Source organism: Celerinatantimonas marina (assembly GCF_046054165.1).
Lineage (GTDB): Bacteria > Pseudomonadota > Gammaproteobacteria > Enterobacterales > Celerinatantimonadaceae > Celerinatantimonas.
Genome location: NZ_JBFNXK010000009.1, coordinates 26,379 through 46,344, shown reverse-complemented (window position 1 = coordinate 46,344; position 19,966 = coordinate 26,379). Strand labels below are relative to the sequence as shown.

Below are 19,966 nucleotides of genomic sequence, written 5' to 3'. Positions count from 1 at the left end.
GTTAAGCGATCAATAACAATGGGGAACCCGCTTCGACGGCATCGCCTTCATGAATATCTATCCGTTGAATGGTTCCGCTCCGATCAGCTCGAATTTCCGTTTCCATCTTCATCGCTTCAAGAATGAGAAGGACATCGCCAGATTCCACATGTTGGCCAATTTGGGTTTCAATTTTCCAAATATTGCCGGCAAGTGGTGCTGACATCATGGCCCCCTGAACATCACCCATCGGGGCTTGTTCTACCGGTGCTTGCGGTTGTGAAGCGACGGGATTGGGTTCTACTTTCTGGTATTGCGTGATATCCCCTCCTTCTTCAACTTCAACGACATACTGATGATTGTTGACGGTTACGGTATAAATTTCATGACCATTGGGTTGAACCGGTGCTTCTTGCGGCGCTTCTTTTTCAGGTGCAACTGCGGCGGCTTCTGGTTTGGGTTCGAAGGCTTCGGGATTATGTCGGTTGGTCAGATATTTCCAACCTACCTGATTAAATAGGGCGACAATTAATACATCCTCAATCACAGAGGAAGAAAGAATAATGCCTTTTTCTTTGGCTTGTTCCTGAACTTCTGTTGTCAATCGGTCCATTTCCGGAGCGAGAAAATCTGCCGGACGATCCGTAATGGCTGGATGTTCGGTCGTGACTCTGGCTTGTAAATCTGGATCGACCGGAAGCGGGGTTTTCCCATATTCACCACGTAATACAGCAGCGGTTTCTTTCGTGATATTTTTATAACGTTCCCCCATCATGATATTGAAAACGGCCTGAGTGCCGACAATTTGAGAGGTGGGCGTGACCAGCGGCGGATAGCCTAAATCTTTACGGACACGGGGGATCTCTTCGAGCACGGCATCTAGTTTATCCAGTGCATTTTGTTGTTTTAGCTGGTTTTCCATGTTGGTGAGCATTCCTCCCGGGACCTGCGCGACTAAGATCCGAGAATCACTTCCATGTAGCTGGCCTTCGAATACAGCATATTTTTTCCGCACATCTCTAAAGTAGGCCGCAATTTTTTCCAGCTTCATAATATCTAAACCGGTATCGTAAGGCGTTTCTTTGAGCGCTGCGACAATCGATTCAGTGGCTGGGTGGCCGTAGGTCCCGCTCATGGATGAAATCGCGGTATCTACGCGGTCAATCCCCGCTTCGATGGCTTTGAGCATGGTCATATCCGCTAAACCAGCGGTCGAGTGGCAATGAAGTTGCAGCGGCACATCGACTTGTTTTTTCAGAGTACTGACGAGTTCATAGGCTTTGGAAGGCGTTAAGATCCCGGCCATATCTTTAATGGCAATCGAATTTACGCCAGCTTCAGCGAGTTGTTGGGCGGTATCGATCCAGGTTTGTAGGTTATGTACCGGGCTGGTGGTATAGGAGAGTGTCCCCTGAGCATGGGCTCCCATTTTTTTTACGGACTGAATGGCCTGACGCATATTTCGGACATCATTGAGGGCATCGAATACCCGGAAGATATCCATCCCGTTTGAGACGGCCGTTTCAACAAAGGCATCGACGACATCATCGGCATAATGACGATAGCCTAATAAGTTTTGGCCGCGTAATAACATCTGCAACGGTGTTTTGGGCATCGCTTTTTTCAGTTCTCTTAACCGTTCCCAAGGATTTTCGCCTAGAAAACGGATGCAGCTGTCAAACGTTGCTCCTCCCCAGCATTCCAGGGACCAAAAACCAATGTCATCTAAGTCAGCCGCAATCGGGAGCATATCATCAAGGCGCATCCGGGTTGCAAATAGGGACTGGTGAGCATCTCTTAATACCACATCGGTGATACCGATGCTTTTTGGGTTTGTACTCATATTAAATCAACCTCTTGAATGATGTTGCGCATGGGTATTTCGATATTGATGAACCGCCGCTGTTAAAACGGCAACAAGCTCTTGCGATTCAGGTTCGGGATGGGGGGATGACGACGTTGAACTTACAGCATGCGGCTTGGGCGATGGGCTAGGGTGGCGCGCTTCATAACGCATGACGAGGCTAGACATCAGTCGGGTGACAAAGACTAGGAAAAATAAAAAGATAAAGACAAATCCCATTCCAAGACCCATCAAGGTAAGACCTTCAGAAAATAGTTGTTCTTTCATCGTATTATTCCATTTTTATCGTAAAATGAGGCATCGCCTTATTCGGGGTTCGAGTGGAGTGATCCTGCGGATAGATTAAGAGGATCGGTCAAAGAGCCTGAACGGATGTTGACCCCATGAGGCATGAGGTTGGATGTAAATAGGGTGTGACAGAAGAGACCATAAACTGGGGCTTGGTACGACAGATAATTTCCCGAGCCTGAGATGGGAAATAGCAGCGTCCATAATCTCTCCTAACTGCGTATCAATGATTCAACTGTATATTAGAAGCATAACTGATCCTAGACCGGACGAAGTTCAGAAAGTGAAATATTTGATCTACTTTTGAATTACTTGCTCTATATGTGGAAATAAGATACATAAAACAAACAATAAATTAACATGTTATTAACAAATTAATTCATAGTATGAGTTTCTAAAAATGAATCGGTTTTATTCCTTTCCAAGATCGGTGCTGGTCTGTTGGTGAGCCGTACCAACACTTCTTATTTTTCACGGTAGACTGAGTGGCCCTTTTTGGATTTTCCCCTCTAATTTTTTAAAGTTCGATCGTCTGTATAAATTTATTGACTATATTATAAATTAAAGTACAACTGCTCACGCTAGTGATCAGCCTATTTGTCGGTTAAATCGTCTGATCAAACCTTCCGTTCGTATGAGCTCCTCGGTCTCAATTGAGAATAATCAAATGAATTAAAAGGAGTTTTAATAATGTTTAACTGTTTAAAGTCCACGATTAAATATGGACTCATCACGCTATCGCTGCTGTTATCGTCAGCTTATACCCATGCCGTATGTGTTTATGGGCAATGGCAGGCTCCCGGGGCGACGGGAGAAAATGGTGCGCCACTACGTTTAGAAAGTGACCATTTTGCAATTTATTGGAAAGATGGCACCAATATTAGTATGTCACAAGCCCAACAGGCGGCGAGTACCTTAGAATCGATCTGGAATGTGTATTTTGGGTCCCAAGTGAATTTTCAGGAACCATACTGCAATAGTTCCCAGAAATGGAAAGCGGCGATCCATTTTGACAATGATTTCCCCTTATACGGTGGGGGATGGAGTCGAAATGGCCATCAATTTATGGGGATGTGGGTCGGTCCGGGAGCTGCTTTGGACCAATGGGGGCTCGCTCATGAATTTACGCATGGGATCCAGTCGCTCACCCCAGCGTTTCCTGATTGTGGAGGGACCGGCTGCTGGATTTATGAAAGTCATGCTAATTTTATGGCGCATCAGGTGTTCCCGGATAATCTGCACTGTTCAGTGATGCTCGCGAATGCGCCGCACTTATATTATGGCAGTACCCGAGATCGATATTGTAACTGGCAGTTCTTTGAATATCTTAAAGATAACTATGGCATGGATGTCGTCAATCAGATGTGGACGGCTCAAAGTCCGGGACAAGGACTCGGGGATCCGTGGCATAAGTTGATGAATAATCAAGGTTGGTCTATTTCTCAACTCAATGATGTCTTTGGCCTCTGGGCGATGCATAACGTCACTTGGGATTACGTCGATCCGAACGGGACCGATGAGGGGCCGCTTTATCGTCAGACGTATGGCCGCATCAATGAAGATCCGGGAAATCATACTCAACGCCGGTTGCGGTTAACTCAATTAGAATCACTGAACTCACAATGGCAGCAGAACCATCGCTTTGTTTCGCCGTATCACTGGGCACCACAGCGTTGGGGATACAACATTGTCCGTCTGTATCCGACTCAAAGTAGTGGCAACGTAGCGATCACTTTCCGAGGCGTGATCCAATCTGAAGCTCATTCCGGTTGGCGTTGGGGGGTGGTTGCAACCAGTCATGACCTGACTCAGACTCGTTATAGCGCGTTACAAAGTGGCTCTGATGGCAGTCTGAATTTTGCCTATCATAATGGTGAAGAGTTGTATCTGGTGGTGCTGGCGGCACCGACCCAATTCCAGAAAATCACCTGGGATACTCCGGCCGATGGTCGAGCTTATCCATCGATCTATCGTTATCCGTACATGGTTGAGATCAGCGGTGCCTGGCCGGAAGGATTCCGCGATGGCAATTTGGATGCTTGCCCAAGTGGTACCGTGCGTCACACAAATGGCGGTGGGTGTGCGACCTCCTCAACCCCAAGTAGTGTATATGTCGGGCCGTATGCGAAAGTGTTGGGGGGATCCGTCTCTGGCAATGCTCGTATTGAAGATCATGCCACGATTATCAGTGGAACCGTCAATGGTGGAACAGTCGGAGGAATGAGTTTGATTGGTGTCGCAGGCGATTTGTATCACGGACCGGCCTCGTTCAATGTGGGGAGCAATGCACACGTTGAAGCTACCTTCTATCCGCTGGGATGGTTTGTGAATAACGCAACCGTCGATGGGAGTGCTCACTTACTCGGTGATTTGGAATATTATTCTGCACATAAATCGGCCAATACCTTCTATGGGCTGGTGGATGATAACTGGAATGGTGTGGCATCCGCTCAGGAGGTGACAGTGGCTCCGCCGTACCAATGGCGTTAGTTCACCTTGGGTGATTCGTTTGTAGCATCTGAGCCTTGACTGGCTCAGATGTTGTAGATCCATAACGTGTGAGATATTGGAGAAGAATTAATTTAAAGGATTCAATAATGGCCTATTATTGTGCTCTATCCCAGAAATGGCCTCTGTGACCTTGTATTAGGAACACTTATTTAATAATCCATCTGGAATTCAAGCTGGGTGCTTTCTTCACCGTGAGACGTGAAGACATAGCCAATCCAAGTTCGGACCTGAGGTTTGAACCAGTAGTAAATTTGTGGCGTGAATTGGTCACTGAAATCATCGTGTGATATCGACATCGCAGGTCCCCAACCGTGTACATTTTTAGGAAAGTACTGATAAGTCGCTGAAGCCGAGAAACCTAAGCCCCCGGTGGTATACCCTCGATCACGGACGTCTTGTCTGGTTTCATGATTGGCTCGATCCGAATAGGCTAACACAGCCCCCAGACGACCACTGCCCCCGAATTGTTTATAACCTGAAAGAGAGTAGGTGAGTAAATGTTCACTGTGACGATGAAAGTCGGTATCTGACTTGATATCTTTGGATAGATCAACGTTACCGATAATGGTTTTATTAAAGCCGTTATTCAGTGAGGGTTGACCATTATGGACCGAGGCATAAATTCCATATGAATCGGGAACAAAAGGATAAATATTTGCCGTTTGATAACCGATATCTAAGCCCATAATATGGGAGTTTCGGTCCCAGCTGGCATGTACAAACAGATCATTTGCAAAGAAGTTTTTGTAAATAAATTTACCACTGTTTTTACCTCCTGCATCGCCTTGAATATTCGATTGGCCTCGCATGCCAATATCTGTGGTGAATACCGCCCAGTTGGCCGTATGTTTAGCATAAGCCAGTGCCCCATATTTATTGGATTCAATCCCAATAATTAAGTTTTCCCAAGCGGCATCTTCATCCAGATCATCGTAATGGTCGATGGTGGTTCCATTTTCTTTGTTATAACTTTCTCGGGCTTTTAACCAAAAATCTCCCATGAATCCCAAGTCATCGGTGAACATGGTTTTACCCCGTAATCGTAAACTTGCTTCTGCTTTACTGGCATTATCATGAATGGATTCGCCAACGGCGGAGGTCAATTGTAGCCGTAAGCTGTAATACCAACGTGAGCCTTTGGATAAATCCGTAAATTGTGGAAGGGTACTGCCATAATTCGGGTTGAGATAACTTTCAATCCAGTTGCCATCATCATGAGGAGAGGCTGCCAATCCGGGTAAACTCAAGCCACTTAAGGCCATGAAAATCGATGTAGAGAGTAATTTATTCATGAGTCGTCATTCCTGAGCGATGTTTTGGGGTCGGTAAAAATAAAAAAACCTGAAGCAACATCACCGGAGTCATGTTGCTTCAGGTTTTGCCCTATTCGGTCACAATCCTGATTTTTGTGCAGATCATAAAAAAGACCCAACCCTTACGATTCATGAAAATCATGAATGTTAGAGTCAGGTCTTGCCCACCAGGGTGGTTACAATCCTATGCGAAATCAAGCTTACTAATTAAGTGATTTCTCAACAATGCACATGTATTCAGTTTGTGACGTAGATGCTTGATTATTTCTTATTTTTCTTTATGGAAAGGGGAATTATCACATTTATTGATTGAAATAATAATATAAAGATTTTTTATCGCCGGTGACCGTCGATCGCAAGCAATGAGACGATGCCGGTGTTGGGCTATGGGGGAATGGCGTCTTTGGGCGCCTTTGGGAATGGAGTGTCTAAAAAATGATTCTTCTAGTGTATGTTGGTGGAGCAGTCGATATGCGAGTGAACAGCAACGGGAGCAAGGTCCCATTGCTGTTGGGGATTAAAGGTAAAGGCTGATACCCTGATTGAGATGAGCGATTAATACCGAGAACCCATCACCGTAATATGTGACATGGCATTTTTAATGTCTTCCAGATCTGCAGCCGTGAGCTCAATATCGGCTGCGGCCATATTTTCATCTAAACGAGCCAAGCTCCGGCAACCTGGAATAGGAACGATCCAAGGTTTCTGGGCTAAGAGCCAAGCCAGAGCAATCTGTGCGGGGGTTGCATTTTTTTCATCGCCGATCCGTTTGAGCAGATCGACTACAACCTGATTGGCGCGAATGGCTTCAGGGGTAAAACGAGGGTTATGGCTGCGCAAATCACTTTTATCATAGGTGGTGGTTTCATCGATTTTACCGGTGAGGAAGCCTCGACCCAGCGGGCTATAAGGTACGACTCCGATACCTAGTTCTTCACAGGTTGGCAGAATTTCGGCTTCGATATCGGTAAACCAGATTGAATACTCACTTTGTAACGCGGTGACCGGTTGAACCGCATGTGCCTTACGGATTGTTTCCGCATTGGCTTCAGAAAGGCCAAAATGTTTGACTTTCCCTTCTTTGATCAGATCCTGAACGGTTCCGGCTACATCTTCAATAGGCACATTCGGATCAACACGATGTTGATAAAACAAGTCAATGGCTTCAATGTTCAGTCGTTTTAAGGATGCTTCTGCAACTCGTTTGATTTGTTCCGGGCGACTGTTAAAGCCATCCGCTGGGGTTGGGCCATGCGGACCGTGTTTAAATCCAAATTTGGTTGCGATGACTAATTGATTTTTATAAGCAGACAGGGCTTCACCCACCAACGCTTCATTCGTAAAAGGGCCATACACTTCGGCGGTATCAAAGAATGTGATATCCCGTTCAACGGCTTGTCCGAGTAATTTCAACATTTCATGACGATCGGCCGGTTTGTCTGCAAAACTCATTCGCATACAGCCTAATCCTAATGCTGACACTTCCAGGCCACTGTTCCCGAGAACTCGTCTTTTCATGAGAATTTTCTCCCTTAATGGATTGAGATCTGCTATCCATGCCATCGAGAGGATGGGCGTTATGAATAGCAATCCGAACGCAATAATTGATATGTGATGATAAATTAAATAAATTTAAAAAATGGATGCATCAATAATAAAATAAGTTAGATGGCAGCGGCATCTTTAAATAAAGATGATTGGGGCTGAAACTAAATAATGAATGCCAAATAATGTGAATAACATACACGACTACATGGATATTTAAACGAATTATTAATGAATAAAGATATGCATGAAATTCATCAATAATAAACCAAGAAGACAAATGCTATTCATCGCTGTTATAAATATGAGTATATTTATGAGATTAGAATGTGATTCTTTATTAGAATAAATTGAATAAAACAAAAATCAATTAAAAAATAAATATGATCGCAACGGTTTATAACTGTGAAAAAGATTTATGAATGAAATAACGATGATTTATCATCGGATAATAGTGAGCGGCGCTTTATGCTAAAGTCGCGGGGAAAACAAAGATTTAGGCACAGCGATTTAGGCATAGCTGTGATAGAGTAAGAAATGATTAGATGATGAACAGAGATGAATCCTCTCATTATTAAGATAATCGTGAGCTGTCAACCTGACGTTGAACAGGTCATTCTTTCTGTTGTTGGTCACTCGTTTATTGGGTTATTACGATGTATCTATTTGTGTTCATTGCATTTATTTTAATTGTTGCGGTTGGGGGAACCCGGGTCTATTTGAATCAGCCTCAGTTTGATTCTCCGAAAGATCCGCAGCGCTGGCTTGTTCAAGAATCGGCTCATTCCCGTTATGCCGACGGCCGTTTTTCAAACCCCAATCCGGCTCCGGTCATGACGCAGAAGAATGGTCAATTTAAAGCTTTTTATGATTTTTTGTTTAAAAAGGATCCCAGCGCGATTCCCGAAGGCATGTTACCTTCTGAAAAGACCGATTTACTCCACTTGGATCCACAACAAAATGTGGTTGTTTGGATGGGGCATTCCTCACTATTTATCCAGATGGACGGTCATACCTTTTTGATTGATCCGGTGTTTAGTCATAATGCATCACCGGTTCCACATACCAATGTGGCATTTTCGGGAAGTAATATTTATACGGCAGCCGATATGCCAGAGATCGACTATCTGTTGATTACCCACGATCACTGGGATCATCTGGATTATCCGACCATCCATGCCTTGCAATCAAAAGTCAAAACCATTGTTGTGCCTTTGGGGATCGGTTCCTATTTTCGGCAATGGGGATATGATTCGACGATCATTCATGAGCAAGATTGGTATTCACAACTGAATGGTGCGAATGGGTTGAACATCTACTTGCTTCCAGCCCAACATTTTTCCGGGCGAATGTTCAATAAAAATCAGACCTTGTGGGGATCATTTGCGCTGATCTCAGCGGAGCATCGAATTTATATCAGTGGGGATAGTGGCTACGGGCCTCATTTTAAAGCCATTGGTCAGGAGTTTGGGCCTTTTGATTTGGCGATTCTTGAAAATGGTCAATATAATCGTAGCTGGGCTCATATCCATATGTTTCCGGAACAGACGGCTCAGGCGGGGGTGGATCTGCGGGCGAAGTATGTGATGCCGGAGCATAACAGTAAATTTAAGTTGTCTCATCACCCATGGAATGAGCCGATGGAGCGTTTGGCTCAGGCCAGTGAAGGGAAGCCATATACTTTGTGGACCCCGATGATTGGTCAGACGGTTGATTTAGGGACGGTGAATCCACAACTTAAAGCATGGTGGCGATTGCCATTATTACCGCAAAAGTGATTTGAATCAGTGTAGTAGGATAATCATCAGAAGTTTGTAGAAGCTAAGTGGGCGATAGAATATTACAACAGCGAATACCATATCGCATGAGGTAATGGGTGTCGTAAATTCAAAAGGATGTGAGGTCACTTGGATAAAAAGTAACCCATTTATCGTATCAAGGAAAATTAATGATGAAAAAGCACATCATGAGTTTGTTTATAGGGATAGGTCTGCTGTTATGGCAAAGTGTGAGTTTGGCTGCCAGCCCATCTGAGCCCATTAAAGCGACTTCGTTTCAGTATGCTCCGATTGCGGCATTTGCGGCTGTCGGTGATATTCCTCATCTCAAACAGGCACTGACCAAAGGGCTGGATGAAGGATTGACCATTAATCCGATTAAAGAAATTTTAGTGCAGGTCTATGCTTATGCCGGGTTTCCCCGCAGTTTAAATGCGTTGGCGGCTTTTTCACAGGTATTAGAGGCACGGCGCAGCCAAGGGATTAACGATAAATTAGGGCCAGTCGCTTCACCTTTACCCAAAGATAAATCGATCAAAGAGCTGGGTACCGAGATCCAAACTCAGGTGGCCGGACATCCGGTCACCGGCAAACTGATGGAGTTTTCACCCGCTATCGATGAGTTTCTTAAAGCACATCTGTTCGGTGATATTTTTGCACGTGATAACGTTAGCTTTAAAGAGCGTGAAATTGCAACGTTAGGGATGTTAGCTCATATGAGCGGCGTTACTCCCCAGCTAAAAGCACATTTGCGCATATCGATGAATGTTGGATTAACTCAGCATGACATCGAGCAAGTGATCGCAGTATTAAAAGCGCAAGTCGGTGCATCGGTTGCCACTCACTTACAGACCGTATTGGCACAACATCTTAAAGCACAGTAGTGGCTTCGATAAAAATAAGCTTGTGATAAAAACCATTGATCATTCGGTCAATGGTTTTTTTATAGCAACGTTTTGCTCTGATCCTTTGGCTATTTTTAACCCCGTTTTCTGATTTTATCAGACCCAATGTTGCCCTCAATGCATTAGAAAAATCAGTTATGGTTGCAGTATTCAACGATTTATATGGCAATTGGGAGGACTGACTTCAGTTGCATCCAAAGCATCTATGGCGAAAAGATAATAGCCTACCTTTCTGATTAGCTTGAAAAATTGATGGCTGTTCTATGATTTTGCTTTTTATCTGTTACCGGTGGGTATTTTTTGAAAAATTGCATTTTTGAATGAACCTAACCATATTGAGAGGTACTGCGCAGACGGTCTGATTCATGCGAGTATCTTTTTGAGTTGATAACATTCCAACAATCGGCATTGGATCTCAATTTAAAGTGAGTGCTACTGCTATGGAACCGAAAGAAATTATTCAAAAATGGGTTGATGCTTTTAACCGAGGTAATGCTGAGGAAATAGCCCAATTTTATAGTGAAAACGCTGTAAATCACCAAGTTGCTAATGAACCCGTAGTCGGTCAACAGGCGATTAAGCAGATGTTTGCGCATGAATTCTCGGCTACTCAAATGGAGTGTATCGTGGAAAACATTTTCCAAGATGGTCATTGGGCCATATTGGAATGGAAAGATCCTTTAGGCTTGCGTGGATGTGGTTTTTTTCAATTTGAACAAGATAAAATTATTTTTCAAAGAGGGTATTGGGATAAATTGAGTTTCCTAAAAGCACATCATTTACCTATTCCGAGTTAAGAATATGACCACTCAATATGTAAAATAAGGCCTGTTATCAATCATTAAACAGTGACTCTGCCGTCATACATCAGTACCACAATTTTGTATCGTGTGGCGGGCTCGTTTATCGGGCATTCGGACGTTTCAAAAACCAATTGAAGGATCAAATGGAAAAACTCATCGCCTTAATAATGCTGGTTTTATCAATACAAGCCTTTTCAGATGAAGTGGATTCTCCAGACTATACAGAGCGAGTCAACTTGCTGACAGAGTTGGCCGTAAGCGTAAAGAGTTGTGAGCATGCGGGGATGATTGTGGATTGGGATAAAGTTAAGAAAATACCAGATCAATTACAGGCCGATGCGATACGAGAAGGGATCGATGTAAAGTTTGCGCAATCATTAATGCTTCAAGCCTTGCGTGAAAAAATGAAAAATGAAGCTCACGTTGTTAAATATTACCAAAACCATCCAGATAAGGCCGATGCATTTGTTGAGTATTGGGGAAAGCGTTGTGCTGATTTGGCCACAAATGCCGTAACCAAAGAATATATTCGGGTGAAGTGAAGCGCTAAATCATGGGCTAGCTACTGAATGCTGCGAGATAGCCCGGAAGGATGATTTCAAGCTGAGGTTTCGTTTTGGGGCTGGTTTACTTTGCACAAATGATTTCTTTTAGTTTAAAGACCCACCTACAGGGATAGTCACTTGAATATTTCCCGGGAAAGCTCCCATCCAACTTAGGGTTATATTGATTGGATATGCGCCTGTGTTATTTAGGGGGCCGACTTTTTGAGTATTAGTAATGGTCCCCAATGGCCAAGAGTATTGGGCTGCCTTAATAAACATATGTTCCAGGTCATAGTTTTGACCATCTAAATGAATGGTCAGATGACCGGCGACGTAGCCCGGTGCATTGTTCCAGGCGGGAGGTAGAGCACCGGCTGCCGCAGAGTCTCTATAGCGCATGCTTCCAACAAAGGCGTAGATATCGTGGAGTACGTTTTGGGCAAATCCCAGTTCGTAACAAGCCCCTTGTCTCCCTCTAAATCGGTCTTGAAAACTATGGGTGATACCCATGTAGCGGTTTTCAACAAGATTGTTCTGGTTCAAAATTAAATAAACGCCCGCGGTGTTGGTAAACGCTGCTGGGATAGCCGTCGCGACGCCAGCGGCTGCGGGTAACATTTGCTCCAACGCAATGGGGGCCCCTAATTGATACTCTACATCAGCCATAAATAAGATGCTCATCGAAAATTAAAGATAGAAAAAGTCTATGGGCTGCTGTTTATTATTCCTTGGTGGAACCATCTAAAAAAACGGGTTAATACCGTATAGAACTATTTAAAGCATCGTTTTCCCCGATTAATGAATACCATTTCATTCCATAGTATTCCTATTTTCGATTGCCGATGGTAGGAACGATATGATTTCAAAACAAGAATTACTCACATCCAACATTACTAAGAATCTAGCTAATGGGATGTTGGATAAAATGAAGCTCTCTACAGTGCTACTTAAACACGGTGGATTTTCGGGATCGGGCATTATTTTATATGGTGATGTTGCCTCTCGGCAGGCAATGGTATTAACGGCTGCTCATAATGTATTACTGGCTGCTAAAGGCTCCGCAGATTTTCCCGGCTACCCCATAAATTGGCAGAATAGCGATATATTGAAGCACTCCCAAACGCTTCTTAATTATTTTAAAACGAATGTAAAAATACACTATAGAGCATTGGATGATACACAAGCTCAAAATGAAGCAGAAAAGCAACTACAAAGTTTGAAGATGAAAGGCATCACGAAAAATCAGACCTTTTCTGAACCCAAAGCAAAAAATGGGGTTGCAAACATGGTTGCTGCGAATTTAATCAACACTGGCGACTGGACAACTGATTTATGTTTGCTCCGTTTTAGTTATGCAGAAAATGAGGTGCCTCGCGCTAGTCTGCTTGGTCCAAGAGATAGGACACATCTTCAATCATTACTGCAAAATCAGATGAATTTCATCAGTGAACTGAAAAAGTATGCAACCAGTACAAAACGTGTGAGCGGATTGAGAGATTATCAGTTCTTCCAGTTCGGTTATGGTAAGCCAAGCACCGATACCGGTGATGATTACACCGCAACGCTTGATAACCTCAAATATCGTGTTATAGAGCCAGAGGGTACAGATCACTATCGGGCCATTGTTTGTGAAGATGGCGAAATGGTGAAAGAGTATCAAGATGTTTTGCTGTTTCAATCGGATACACAAAATACGTCCTTACCTGGTGATTCCGGTGGGCCTGTATTTGCGTTTCAACAAGCAACGACAGCGCCTGAAATATTTTTACTCGGTGTGAATCTGGGATCGGATTTTTTTAAACCCCATCAGGCCCCAAGTGACAGTCAAAGCGCACCAACGGGCAAATACAATAATGCGATTACTTCAGCGTATGCTGCTTTTGAACGATTGCATGGATAGAGAACAAATACTGAAACGGTCTCTTCAGGGCCTATCAAGGGAGCACTCTCTTTATTTTTTGCGTGTTATGTTGCGTTGATGCGTGTTATCGAGGAGCCAGCGCTGCATCGGACGATGACATCGCTCAATGGTGTTGCAATTAAACTCTGGGTCTCACTTTACTTGAATTAGAGTCGTTATTATCCATGCAAATCATTTAACATAAGGGACGTGGCTGACGTGCGTCATCCTAACACCGACAGCGAAACGCTAGATTGAGAGAGGAGTATATCGATGAAAGTTGCTCTGGTAGGTTCAGGGAAAATTGTCTTATCCTGCATTGATGCATTAAACCAGTTAGAAGATATTGAAATTGCTGCACTGTGCGTCAGGCCCCAAAGCCGTCAAAAAGGTGAACAGTTACAACACCAGCACCATATTCAGAAATTGTATACTGATTATGCGGCGCTGCTTGCTGATGAAACTATTGATTTTGTGTATCTGGGTATTCCGAACAATCTGCATTTTCAGTATGCCCAAGCAGCGCTTCAGGCGGGCAAACACGTCATTTGTGAAAAACCATTTACATCAACCTACACCGAAACGAGTCAATTGGCTGAATTAGCCAAACAAAACCAGCTATTTCTGTTTGAAGCCATTACATCGATTCACACACCTTGTTTTAAACGTTTTCAAAGTGCACTCGCGCAGTTGGGGGATATCAAACTCATCCAATGTAATTATTCCCAATATTCCAGCCGATATGACGCCTATGTGCAGGGGAATGTTCATCCGGTATTTGACCCAGCCATGTCCGGAGGCGCGTTATATGATATCAATTTATATAATGTGTATTTGGTTATCGCTTTATTTGGTGAACCAGTGGATATCCACTATTACTGTAATCAAGGTTTTAATGGCATCGACACTTCAGGAACTTTGTTCTTACAATATGCGGACTTTATCGCCGTTTGTAGTGGTGCAAAAGATTCAGAAAGCCCAGGCTATGTGACGGTTCAAGGTACCCAAGGATATGCGCGGATTATCAGCCCTCCGAATGTTTGTAACAGCATCGAATTGAACATTCAGGGCAAGGTTGAAACACAGCAGGATAGCCAAGACGTTAATCATATGGTGTATGAATTTGAACAGTTCAAATCGCTCTATGACGCCGGTGACCTAAAAACGTGTTATCAACTGTTAGATATGGCGCTCACCGTTTCAAATACGCTGGAACAGGCCCGTAAAGAAGTGGGAATCGTTTTTCCGGGCGATGCTTAACATCGGGTAGGACGGTTATATTCGCTGGGATGATCGGCAAGGACGATGGCCGTATTGAATGCAACAGTTATTGACCTTTTGCTGACGCTTTGGATCATTTGCGAGCGGGACGGATAAAAAGATATAAAGTGAGTGAATGTCATAATAACCGCGTTTGTAACCGCGGTTATTTCACATCTAGAGAAAATGCGAATTGGCTCTTGATGATCGTTGTCAATGATTCTTTTCTCAATTTATATGAACCAATTCATCAACTATAAAAATTATTCAGATTGAGTTTTTGTGGGTGTCGATTTTCTAGGCACGCCGCAATACCATGGTCCACTCATATGGTCTTTAGTCCAATGTGTCCCCGGAGGACAGGTTTTCCCTTTGGGCGGATAATCTGCCATTGCTACATTTACAGTAAATAAAACTCCCAAAGCGATAGCTGTCTTTACAAAACTTTTGTACATAAAACATTCCTTGTAAATAAATAATAAACACGATATTACCGCGAGGTTTCGAGGGGCTGCCGATCTTTTTGGTTAAATTTTATTCAAAATGGATTTAAATGAACCCGAACCCCAGAGGGCTGCAAAAATAATCACTTAAGATCAACCGCTCCTAGTATAGATGTAAGATACATAATAGCCTAAAAAATAATAGGCAAAATAATAAGTCACCGACAAAATAATAAGTCCCACCGGATAAACGCGGGGATAGTTTGGGAGGATGATTCTGGCGTGATGATGGGGGGAATGGCTGTCCTATGATTGTGTTCTCAATCAGCCGAAATCAGCGTGTTGGATCCTTCGGGTGAGCAGATATCAAGGCGCTCTCCATGGCGATACGAGGGGCTGCGGTAAATATGCAAATTTTGATTATAAAATAGTCAAATATGTGATCGAGGCGAATGAAATAGAAAATACACAATTGATGAGTTAATCATTTATTGATGATTATGTTGACTGTTATATCATCATGATGAATATGAAACATTTTTTTATTTTAAAAAATATGTGTTTCGATTTTAAATGATTAAGGAGAACATTCATGTTCACTCAGGGATTATTGCAAAAGGCGTCCGTGTTATCGCTCGGGGCGCTGCTTTGGGGATCGGTAGCTTATGCTGCTGATACCGGAGGTTTTTCTAATACCAGCGGAGGCGATAATTATTCCGCTACCACCGTTTCTAGTTTGTCTCAGTTACGGGCCGCATTTAATGCCGGTTCACATCATATTATTATACGAGGAACAATTTATGGGGGGGCTCAGTTAACCACACTTACTTTTGCCAATACCAACTGGAATAACACCACGATTGAAGGGGCCCCAGGTGGGCAAGCTGTGCTGGAAAATATTCAGCTGAAGTTTGATGGTGAACAGCTTTCATCCGGTACCAATATCGAAAATATCAAAGTGTCGAATATTACCTTTCATGGCAATATTCGGGATTTGCAAAATCTACCTACTCAGGTTCATGGCTCATCGAATAATGTCGGGATTAACTATGAAGGCGTTTCATTACGACGGATTAGTAATGCCCTGATCACGCATTGTACTTTTTATGATACCAGTGATGATTTGATGAGTGTGGCGTTGTCCTCGGATTATGTCACTATTTCCTATAACCACTTTTATTTTACACATGACTGGACCTATATGAGCCCTGATCCGGTTTGGAACTGGGTTGGATCGTATACCGATCTGGCAGGTGAACGACTGGCGATGGTGATTGGGGCCAATTCATCCGATTCTTATATTGGAACCGGTCGCTTGCATGTTACCGTTCACCATAACTGGTTTGGGCCATATATGCGGGGGCGTCCGCTCTTTCGGGGCTGGGTCCATGTATATAGCAACTACTTTGACAATCATCCAGCGGTAACCGGAAGCCGTACCGGGAGTGATGGTCACAGTTATCCGGTCGCCCAGTATGAAGCGATCCAGATCAACAGCGGTAGTGTCGTCGTGTCAGAAGACAACTATTTTTATTACACCAACAACAGCAATACCATTTCGCAAGATTCCAGTGGCTATAGCTATCGTTTTTATGAACGTAATAATATTTATAATAATACGACTGGCAATTCCGCGACGGGGTCGAGTTTTGGTAATGCAGTCAGTTATAGTTATACCCCAACGGCTGCGGCCAGTGTTCCCAATTATGTTCAGTCCAATGCCGGTCCGCAATAACTGTTTGTAGCCCACCACATGCCCTGTTACGGGGCCAACGCTTCATTATGATGCTTATTAATGAAGCGTTTTTCTATTTTGCTACGGTATTCCCTCAGCGTTATTTTCTTTCACATTCCCTTTTTTGTTGTTAACTGGTTGTAATTAAAGCTATCTCCGTTCACAGCGGGATGAACCAATTTATATTGGTTCGGTTATTGCTTCATGAAAAATCATATCTATTGCATTTAAGCCCGTTAATTAGCGAATAAATTGTTATGAGTAGTGAACCAATTTCTAAAGATCCATTAACTTCGTGCATTTCAGAGAGCGATTCATCGAATTCAGCCCTCGATCAATTGCGGCAAATGTTAAGAGAATTTAACGGTGATGTGCATACGCCTTTGCCGACGGAGCGGGAATTGGCAGAGCGCTTTCATGTCGGGCGGCGGGCGATTCGACGAGCGCTGGATGTACTCGAAGAAGAAGGCCGGATCTGGCGCAAGCAAGGCAAAGGTACTTTTGTGGGGCCCGGTGCTCCGCAACATCCGCTGGATTTGGTCGCTCTTCCCAAACAATCTAATTTGCTGGAAGTGATGGAAACTCGCTTACTGTTTGAGCCCAATTTAGCCCGATTAGCAGCGATTCGGGCCAGTGAAGAACAGATAGCGCTGATGCGGCGTTTATCCGAAAAGATGAAAACAATCCCGGCAGAGGATGCGGATCAGAATGAGTTATGGGACAGTGCATTTCACCGTGCGATTGCCGAGGCCTCCGGTAACCGGTTATTGACGGGATTATTTGACGCGATTGATGCCATTCGTCGGGATCCTATCTGGCGCGACATGCGAGACCGGGCGCGGAACCGACTCAAGATGAATCATTACGATAATGATCATCTGGCGATTGTGGATGCCATTGCCCGGCGTTCTCCTAAAGAAGCCGCTCAGGCGATGCGTCAGCATCTTCTTGATCTGCAATCTAATTTTATGCAGCTGGTCACAGAAGAAGAGGACGAATAGCTTATGGACGCTGAGTCGAATGCTGGTGTAATTCCCGTGTTGACCATTGACGATCTATCGGTGCAATTTGAAAAGTCTCCCGTGACGGTATTGGATCACGTGAGTTTTACCATCGCCCCGGGGAAAACACTGGCGCTGGTGGGGGAATCCGGGTGTGGCAAGAGTGTGACCTCGTTGACTTTACTGGGGCTTGCACCCCGTCAGGCGCGGCAACTTTCAGGGCGGATTGAGTTCGCCGGAGTTGATCTTGGCGCGCTGAGTGATCGACAAAAAGCGGATATTCGGGGACGTGATATGGCCATGATTTTTCAGGAGCCGATGACCTCGTTAAACCCGGCATTTACCATTGGCGATCAGCTTGAAGAAGCCGTGCTTCGTCACCATCAGGTCTCTAAAGCTCAGGCTCGACAAACGGCTTTGGCTATTTTGCAAAAGGTTCAAATCCCGGCCGCTGAAAAACGCTTAAAGGCCTATCCCCACCAGCTTTCCGGAGGAATGCGCCAGCGGGTCATGATTGCCATGGCATTGATTAATCGCCCCAAATTATTGGTTGCAGACGAGCCGACCACAGCGCTCGACGTGACCATTCAGGCGCAGATTTTATCGCTGCTTAATGAGCTGCAGAATGATCTTGGGAGCGCTATTTTACTCATCACTCACGATCTGGGTGTAGTCGCAGAAGCCGCTGATGACGTGATCGTGATGTACGCCGGACAAATTGTCGAGCAGGGCTCGGTGCAGGCGATTTTTAATGATCCTCAACATCCATATACCATCGGCTTGATGGGAGCGATGCCGGTTATGGCCAAACCCGGACAAAAACTGTCAACGATCCCCGGGCTGGTTCCAGCGCCAGAGGCGATGCCCTCCGGATGCCGGTTTGCGACGCGTTGTCCATTCGCTGATGTGCGCTGCCATATCGATAAACCCCCCTTAAAAGCATGGACGTCGCAGCATCGCGCGGCCTGTTTTAAAGCACCGATCGAACTTTATGTGAAGGAGGTTGGATGATGACGACCCCATCTCCGATTTTGGAAAGTATGGCGATAAGTAAACGCTTTGCCGGACCTAAAAAACTGTTCACTCCCCGAACCTCGCTGCTGGCTGTCGATCGGGTGTCTCTTCAAGTGTATCCCGGTGAAACATTGGCTATTGTCGGTGAATCCGGTTCAGGTAAATCGACCTTGGGACGGTTGTTACTGGATCTGTTGGATATTTCCGAGGGGGAAGTCTATTACGACGGTCAGCCGGTGAGTCGTATGTCTAAAAAGCGCAAGCAAGCCCTACGTCAGCAATTGCAGATTATCTTTCAGGATCCGTTTGCCTCGTTAAATCCCCGGATGACGGTGGCAGAGATTGTGGGCGAGCCGATCTGGTTACATGAATCGCTCTCTAAGCTGGAGCGATTGGAACGGGTGCGGGAATTGTTGGCGATGGTCGGTCTACCTGAAACCATGATCAATCGCTATCCCCATGAATTTTCAGGGGGCCAGCGGCAGCGAATAGGGATTGCCCGGGCGTTGGCCAGCCGGCCGAAAGTCATTTTAGGCGATGAGCCAGTGTCCGCTCTGGATGTTTCGGTCCAGGCGCAGGTTGTGAATTTGCTCGTCGACCTGAAAAAACAGCTGGGGTTGACTCTGATTATTGTTGCGCACGGATTATCGATTATTCGGCATATGAGTGACCGTGTGGCGGTGATGTATCTCGGTCAGATTGTTGAAGTCGGGCCGGCGGATGCGATTTTTAATCAGCCCAAGCATCCTTATACCCAAGCGTTGCTGGACAGTGCTCCTTCGCTAACTCCCGGGAACAAACGCCGGCACTCAAGTTTATCCGGCGATCTTCCCAATCCGATGCAGCCCCCACAGGGCTGCCGGTTTCATACGCGTTGTCCTTATGCTCAGGAGTCGTGTCAGCTTCGGGAACCTAAGTTAGAAACCGTGAATGAAGGGCATCAAGTCAGTTGTCTGCATTGGCAGACGATGCCGACCCAACTTATTGCGACAGAGACCTATCAGGCTTCTGCTGCATTTCGTCAAAGAAGAGCGCTATTTGAAGCGGCAATCCATCAGACATCTACAGTCAAGGAAATGTAA

The 19,966-nt window shown here is 44.7% G+C and carries 17 protein-coding genes; 11 read left to right on the top strand and 6 right to left on the bottom strand.

All coding sequences use genetic code 11. From position 1 onward, the window contains the following. Position 1: 1 nt before the first annotated feature. Positions 2-1,822 (bottom strand): sodium-extruding oxaloacetate decarboxylase subunit alpha, encoded by a 1,821-nt coding sequence (oadA, locus tag ABUE20_RS11395; RefSeq protein WP_408620054.1) that lies wholly within the window; start codon positions 1,820-1,822, stop codon positions 2-4. Positions 1,823-1,828: 6 nt separating this feature from the next. Then, the gene (locus tag ABUE20_RS11390; protein ID WP_408620053.1) at positions 1,829-2,110 is read right to left on the bottom strand and encodes an OadG family protein; all 282 of its coding nucleotides are present in this window, start codon (positions 2,108-2,110) and stop codon (positions 1,829-1,831) included. A gap of 711 nt (positions 2,111-2,821) precedes the next feature. Here ABUE20_RS11390 and ABUE20_RS11385 point away from each other — a divergent pair. Further along, entirely contained in the window at positions 2,822-4,621 is a 1,800-nt protein-coding gene (locus tag ABUE20_RS11385) for a DUF6055 domain-containing protein (RefSeq protein WP_408620052.1), read from the top strand. A 170-nt stretch (positions 4,622-4,791) separates the two neighbouring features. Here the strand turns inward: ABUE20_RS11385 and ABUE20_RS11380 are convergent, their stop codons facing one another. Both ABUE20_RS11380 and ABUE20_RS11375 read right to left on the bottom strand, forming a co-directional pair. Next, positions 4,792-5,934 carry a hypothetical protein gene (locus ABUE20_RS11380; protein ID WP_408620051.1) on the bottom strand — a complete coding sequence of 381 codons (1,143 nt, stop codon included), beginning with the start codon at positions 5,932-5,934 and terminating at the stop codon, positions 4,792-4,794. A 576-nt stretch (positions 5,935-6,510) separates the two neighbouring features. Further along, on the bottom strand, positions 6,511-7,473 hold the full coding sequence (locus tag ABUE20_RS11375) for an aldo/keto reductase (protein ID WP_408620050.1): 963 nt from the start codon (positions 7,471-7,473) through the stop codon (positions 6,511-6,513). A 683-nt stretch (positions 7,474-8,156) separates the two neighbouring features. Between ABUE20_RS11375 and ABUE20_RS11370 the strand changes: the two genes are divergently transcribed. From ABUE20_RS11370 to ABUE20_RS11355, 4 genes are all read left to right on the top strand, one after another. After that, positions 8,157-9,278 carry an MBL fold metallo-hydrolase gene (locus tag ABUE20_RS11370; protein WP_408620049.1) on the top strand — a complete coding sequence of 374 codons (1,122 nt, stop codon included), beginning with the start codon at positions 8,157-8,159 and terminating at the stop codon, positions 9,276-9,278. A gap of 170 nt (positions 9,279-9,448) precedes the next feature. After that, positions 9,449-10,162: a carboxymuconolactone decarboxylase family protein gene (locus tag ABUE20_RS11365; protein ID WP_408620048.1), complete on the top strand. Its 714-nt coding sequence runs from the start codon at positions 9,449-9,451 to the stop codon at positions 10,160-10,162. Between the two features lie 461 nt (positions 10,163-10,623). Beyond that, positions 10,624-10,980 carry a nuclear transport factor 2 family protein gene (locus ABUE20_RS11360; RefSeq protein WP_408620047.1) on the top strand — a complete coding sequence of 119 codons (357 nt, stop codon included), beginning with the start codon at positions 10,624-10,626 and terminating at the stop codon, positions 10,978-10,980. A gap of 149 nt (positions 10,981-11,129) precedes the next feature. Further along, positions 11,130-11,528 carry a hypothetical protein gene (locus ABUE20_RS11355; RefSeq protein WP_408620046.1) on the top strand — a complete coding sequence of 133 codons (399 nt, stop codon included), beginning with the start codon at positions 11,130-11,132 and terminating at the stop codon, positions 11,526-11,528. A gap of 108 nt (positions 11,529-11,636) precedes the next feature. Here ABUE20_RS11355 and ABUE20_RS11350 read toward each other — a convergent pair whose 3' ends face one another. Beyond that, on the bottom strand, positions 11,637-12,197 hold the full coding sequence (locus tag ABUE20_RS11350; protein ID WP_408620045.1) for a hypothetical protein: 561 nt from the start codon (positions 12,195-12,197) through the stop codon (positions 11,637-11,639). A gap of 190 nt (positions 12,198-12,387) precedes the next feature. Here ABUE20_RS11350 and ABUE20_RS11345 point away from each other — a divergent pair, with 190 nt between their 5' ends. Continuing rightward, complete coding sequence (locus ABUE20_RS11345) at positions 12,388-13,431, top strand: hypothetical protein (RefSeq protein WP_408620044.1); 1,044 nt, start codon at positions 12,388-12,390, stop codon at positions 13,429-13,431. 273 nt (positions 13,432-13,704) lie between these two features. Then, positions 13,705-14,691, top strand: coding sequence for a Gfo/Idh/MocA family protein (locus tag ABUE20_RS11340; RefSeq protein ID WP_408620043.1), 987 nt, complete (start codon positions 13,705-13,707; stop codon positions 14,689-14,691). A 263-nt stretch (positions 14,692-14,954) separates the two neighbouring features. Here the strand turns inward: ABUE20_RS11340 and ABUE20_RS11335 are convergent, their stop codons facing one another. Continuing rightward, positions 14,955-15,146 carry a hypothetical protein gene (locus ABUE20_RS11335; protein WP_408620042.1) on the bottom strand — a complete coding sequence of 64 codons (192 nt, stop codon included), beginning with the start codon at positions 15,144-15,146 and terminating at the stop codon, positions 14,955-14,957. Between the two features lie 580 nt (positions 15,147-15,726). Between ABUE20_RS11335 and ABUE20_RS11330 the strand changes: the two genes are divergently transcribed. From ABUE20_RS11330 to ABUE20_RS11315, 4 genes are all read left to right on the top strand, one after another. Then, positions 15,727-16,869, top strand: coding sequence for a pectate lyase family protein (locus ABUE20_RS11330; protein WP_408620041.1), 1,143 nt, complete (start codon positions 15,727-15,729; stop codon positions 16,867-16,869). A 257-nt stretch (positions 16,870-17,126) separates the two neighbouring features. Next, positions 17,127-17,870 (top strand): FadR/GntR family transcriptional regulator, encoded by a 744-nt coding sequence (locus tag ABUE20_RS11325; RefSeq protein ID WP_408620040.1) that lies wholly within the window; start codon positions 17,127-17,129, stop codon positions 17,868-17,870. Positions 17,871-17,873: 3 nt separating this feature from the next. Then, positions 17,874-18,881: an ABC transporter ATP-binding protein gene (locus ABUE20_RS11320; RefSeq protein WP_408620039.1), complete on the top strand. Its 1,008-nt coding sequence runs from the start codon at positions 17,874-17,876 to the stop codon at positions 18,879-18,881. Further along, a complete protein-coding gene (locus ABUE20_RS11315) occupies positions 18,881-19,966 on the top strand; it encodes an ABC transporter ATP-binding protein (protein WP_408620129.1) in 1,086 nt (361 codons plus the stop codon). Before ABUE20_RS11320 ends, ABUE20_RS11315 begins: the two co-directional genes overlap by 1 nt.

Coding starts and splice junctions, on each gene's coding strand:
- oadA (WP_408620054.1), bottom strand. CDS start 1,822: ATGAGTACAAACCCAAAAAGCATCGGTATCACCGATGTGGTATTAAGA.
- ABUE20_RS11390 (WP_408620053.1), bottom strand. CDS start 2,110: ATGAAAGAACAACTATTTTCTGAAGGTCTTACCTTGATGGGTCTTGGA.
- ABUE20_RS11385 (WP_408620052.1), top strand. CDS start 2,822: ATGTTTAACTGTTTAAAGTCCACGATTAAATATGGACTCATCACGCTA.
- ABUE20_RS11380 (WP_408620051.1), bottom strand. CDS start 5,934: ATGAATAAATTACTCTCTACATCGATTTTCATGGCCTTAAGTGGCTTG.
- ABUE20_RS11375 (WP_408620050.1), bottom strand. CDS start 7,473: ATGAAAAGACGAGTTCTCGGGAACAGTGGCCTGGAAGTGTCAGCATTA.
- ABUE20_RS11370 (WP_408620049.1), top strand. CDS start 8,157: ATGTATCTATTTGTGTTCATTGCATTTATTTTAATTGTTGCGGTTGGG.
- ABUE20_RS11365 (WP_408620048.1), top strand. CDS start 9,449: ATGATGAAAAAGCACATCATGAGTTTGTTTATAGGGATAGGTCTGCTG.
- ABUE20_RS11360 (WP_408620047.1), top strand. CDS start 10,624: ATGGAACCGAAAGAAATTATTCAAAAATGGGTTGATGCTTTTAACCGA.
- ABUE20_RS11355 (WP_408620046.1), top strand. CDS start 11,130: ATGGAAAAACTCATCGCCTTAATAATGCTGGTTTTATCAATACAAGCC.
- ABUE20_RS11350 (WP_408620045.1), bottom strand. CDS start 12,197: ATGGCTGATGTAGAGTATCAATTAGGGGCCCCCATTGCGTTGGAGCAA.
- ABUE20_RS11345 (WP_408620044.1), top strand. CDS start 12,388: ATGATTTCAAAACAAGAATTACTCACATCCAACATTACTAAGAATCTA.
- ABUE20_RS11340 (WP_408620043.1), top strand. CDS start 13,705: ATGAAAGTTGCTCTGGTAGGTTCAGGGAAAATTGTCTTATCCTGCATT.
- ABUE20_RS11335 (WP_408620042.1), bottom strand. CDS start 15,146: ATGTACAAAAGTTTTGTAAAGACAGCTATCGCTTTGGGAGTTTTATTT.
- ABUE20_RS11330 (WP_408620041.1), top strand. CDS start 15,727: ATGTTCACTCAGGGATTATTGCAAAAGGCGTCCGTGTTATCGCTCGGG.
- ABUE20_RS11325 (WP_408620040.1), top strand. CDS start 17,127: ATGAGTAGTGAACCAATTTCTAAAGATCCATTAACTTCGTGCATTTCA.
- ABUE20_RS11320 (WP_408620039.1), top strand. CDS start 17,874: ATGGACGCTGAGTCGAATGCTGGTGTAATTCCCGTGTTGACCATTGAC.
- ABUE20_RS11315 (WP_408620129.1), top strand. CDS start 18,881: ATGACGACCCCATCTCCGATTTTGGAAAGTATGGCGATAAGTAAACGC.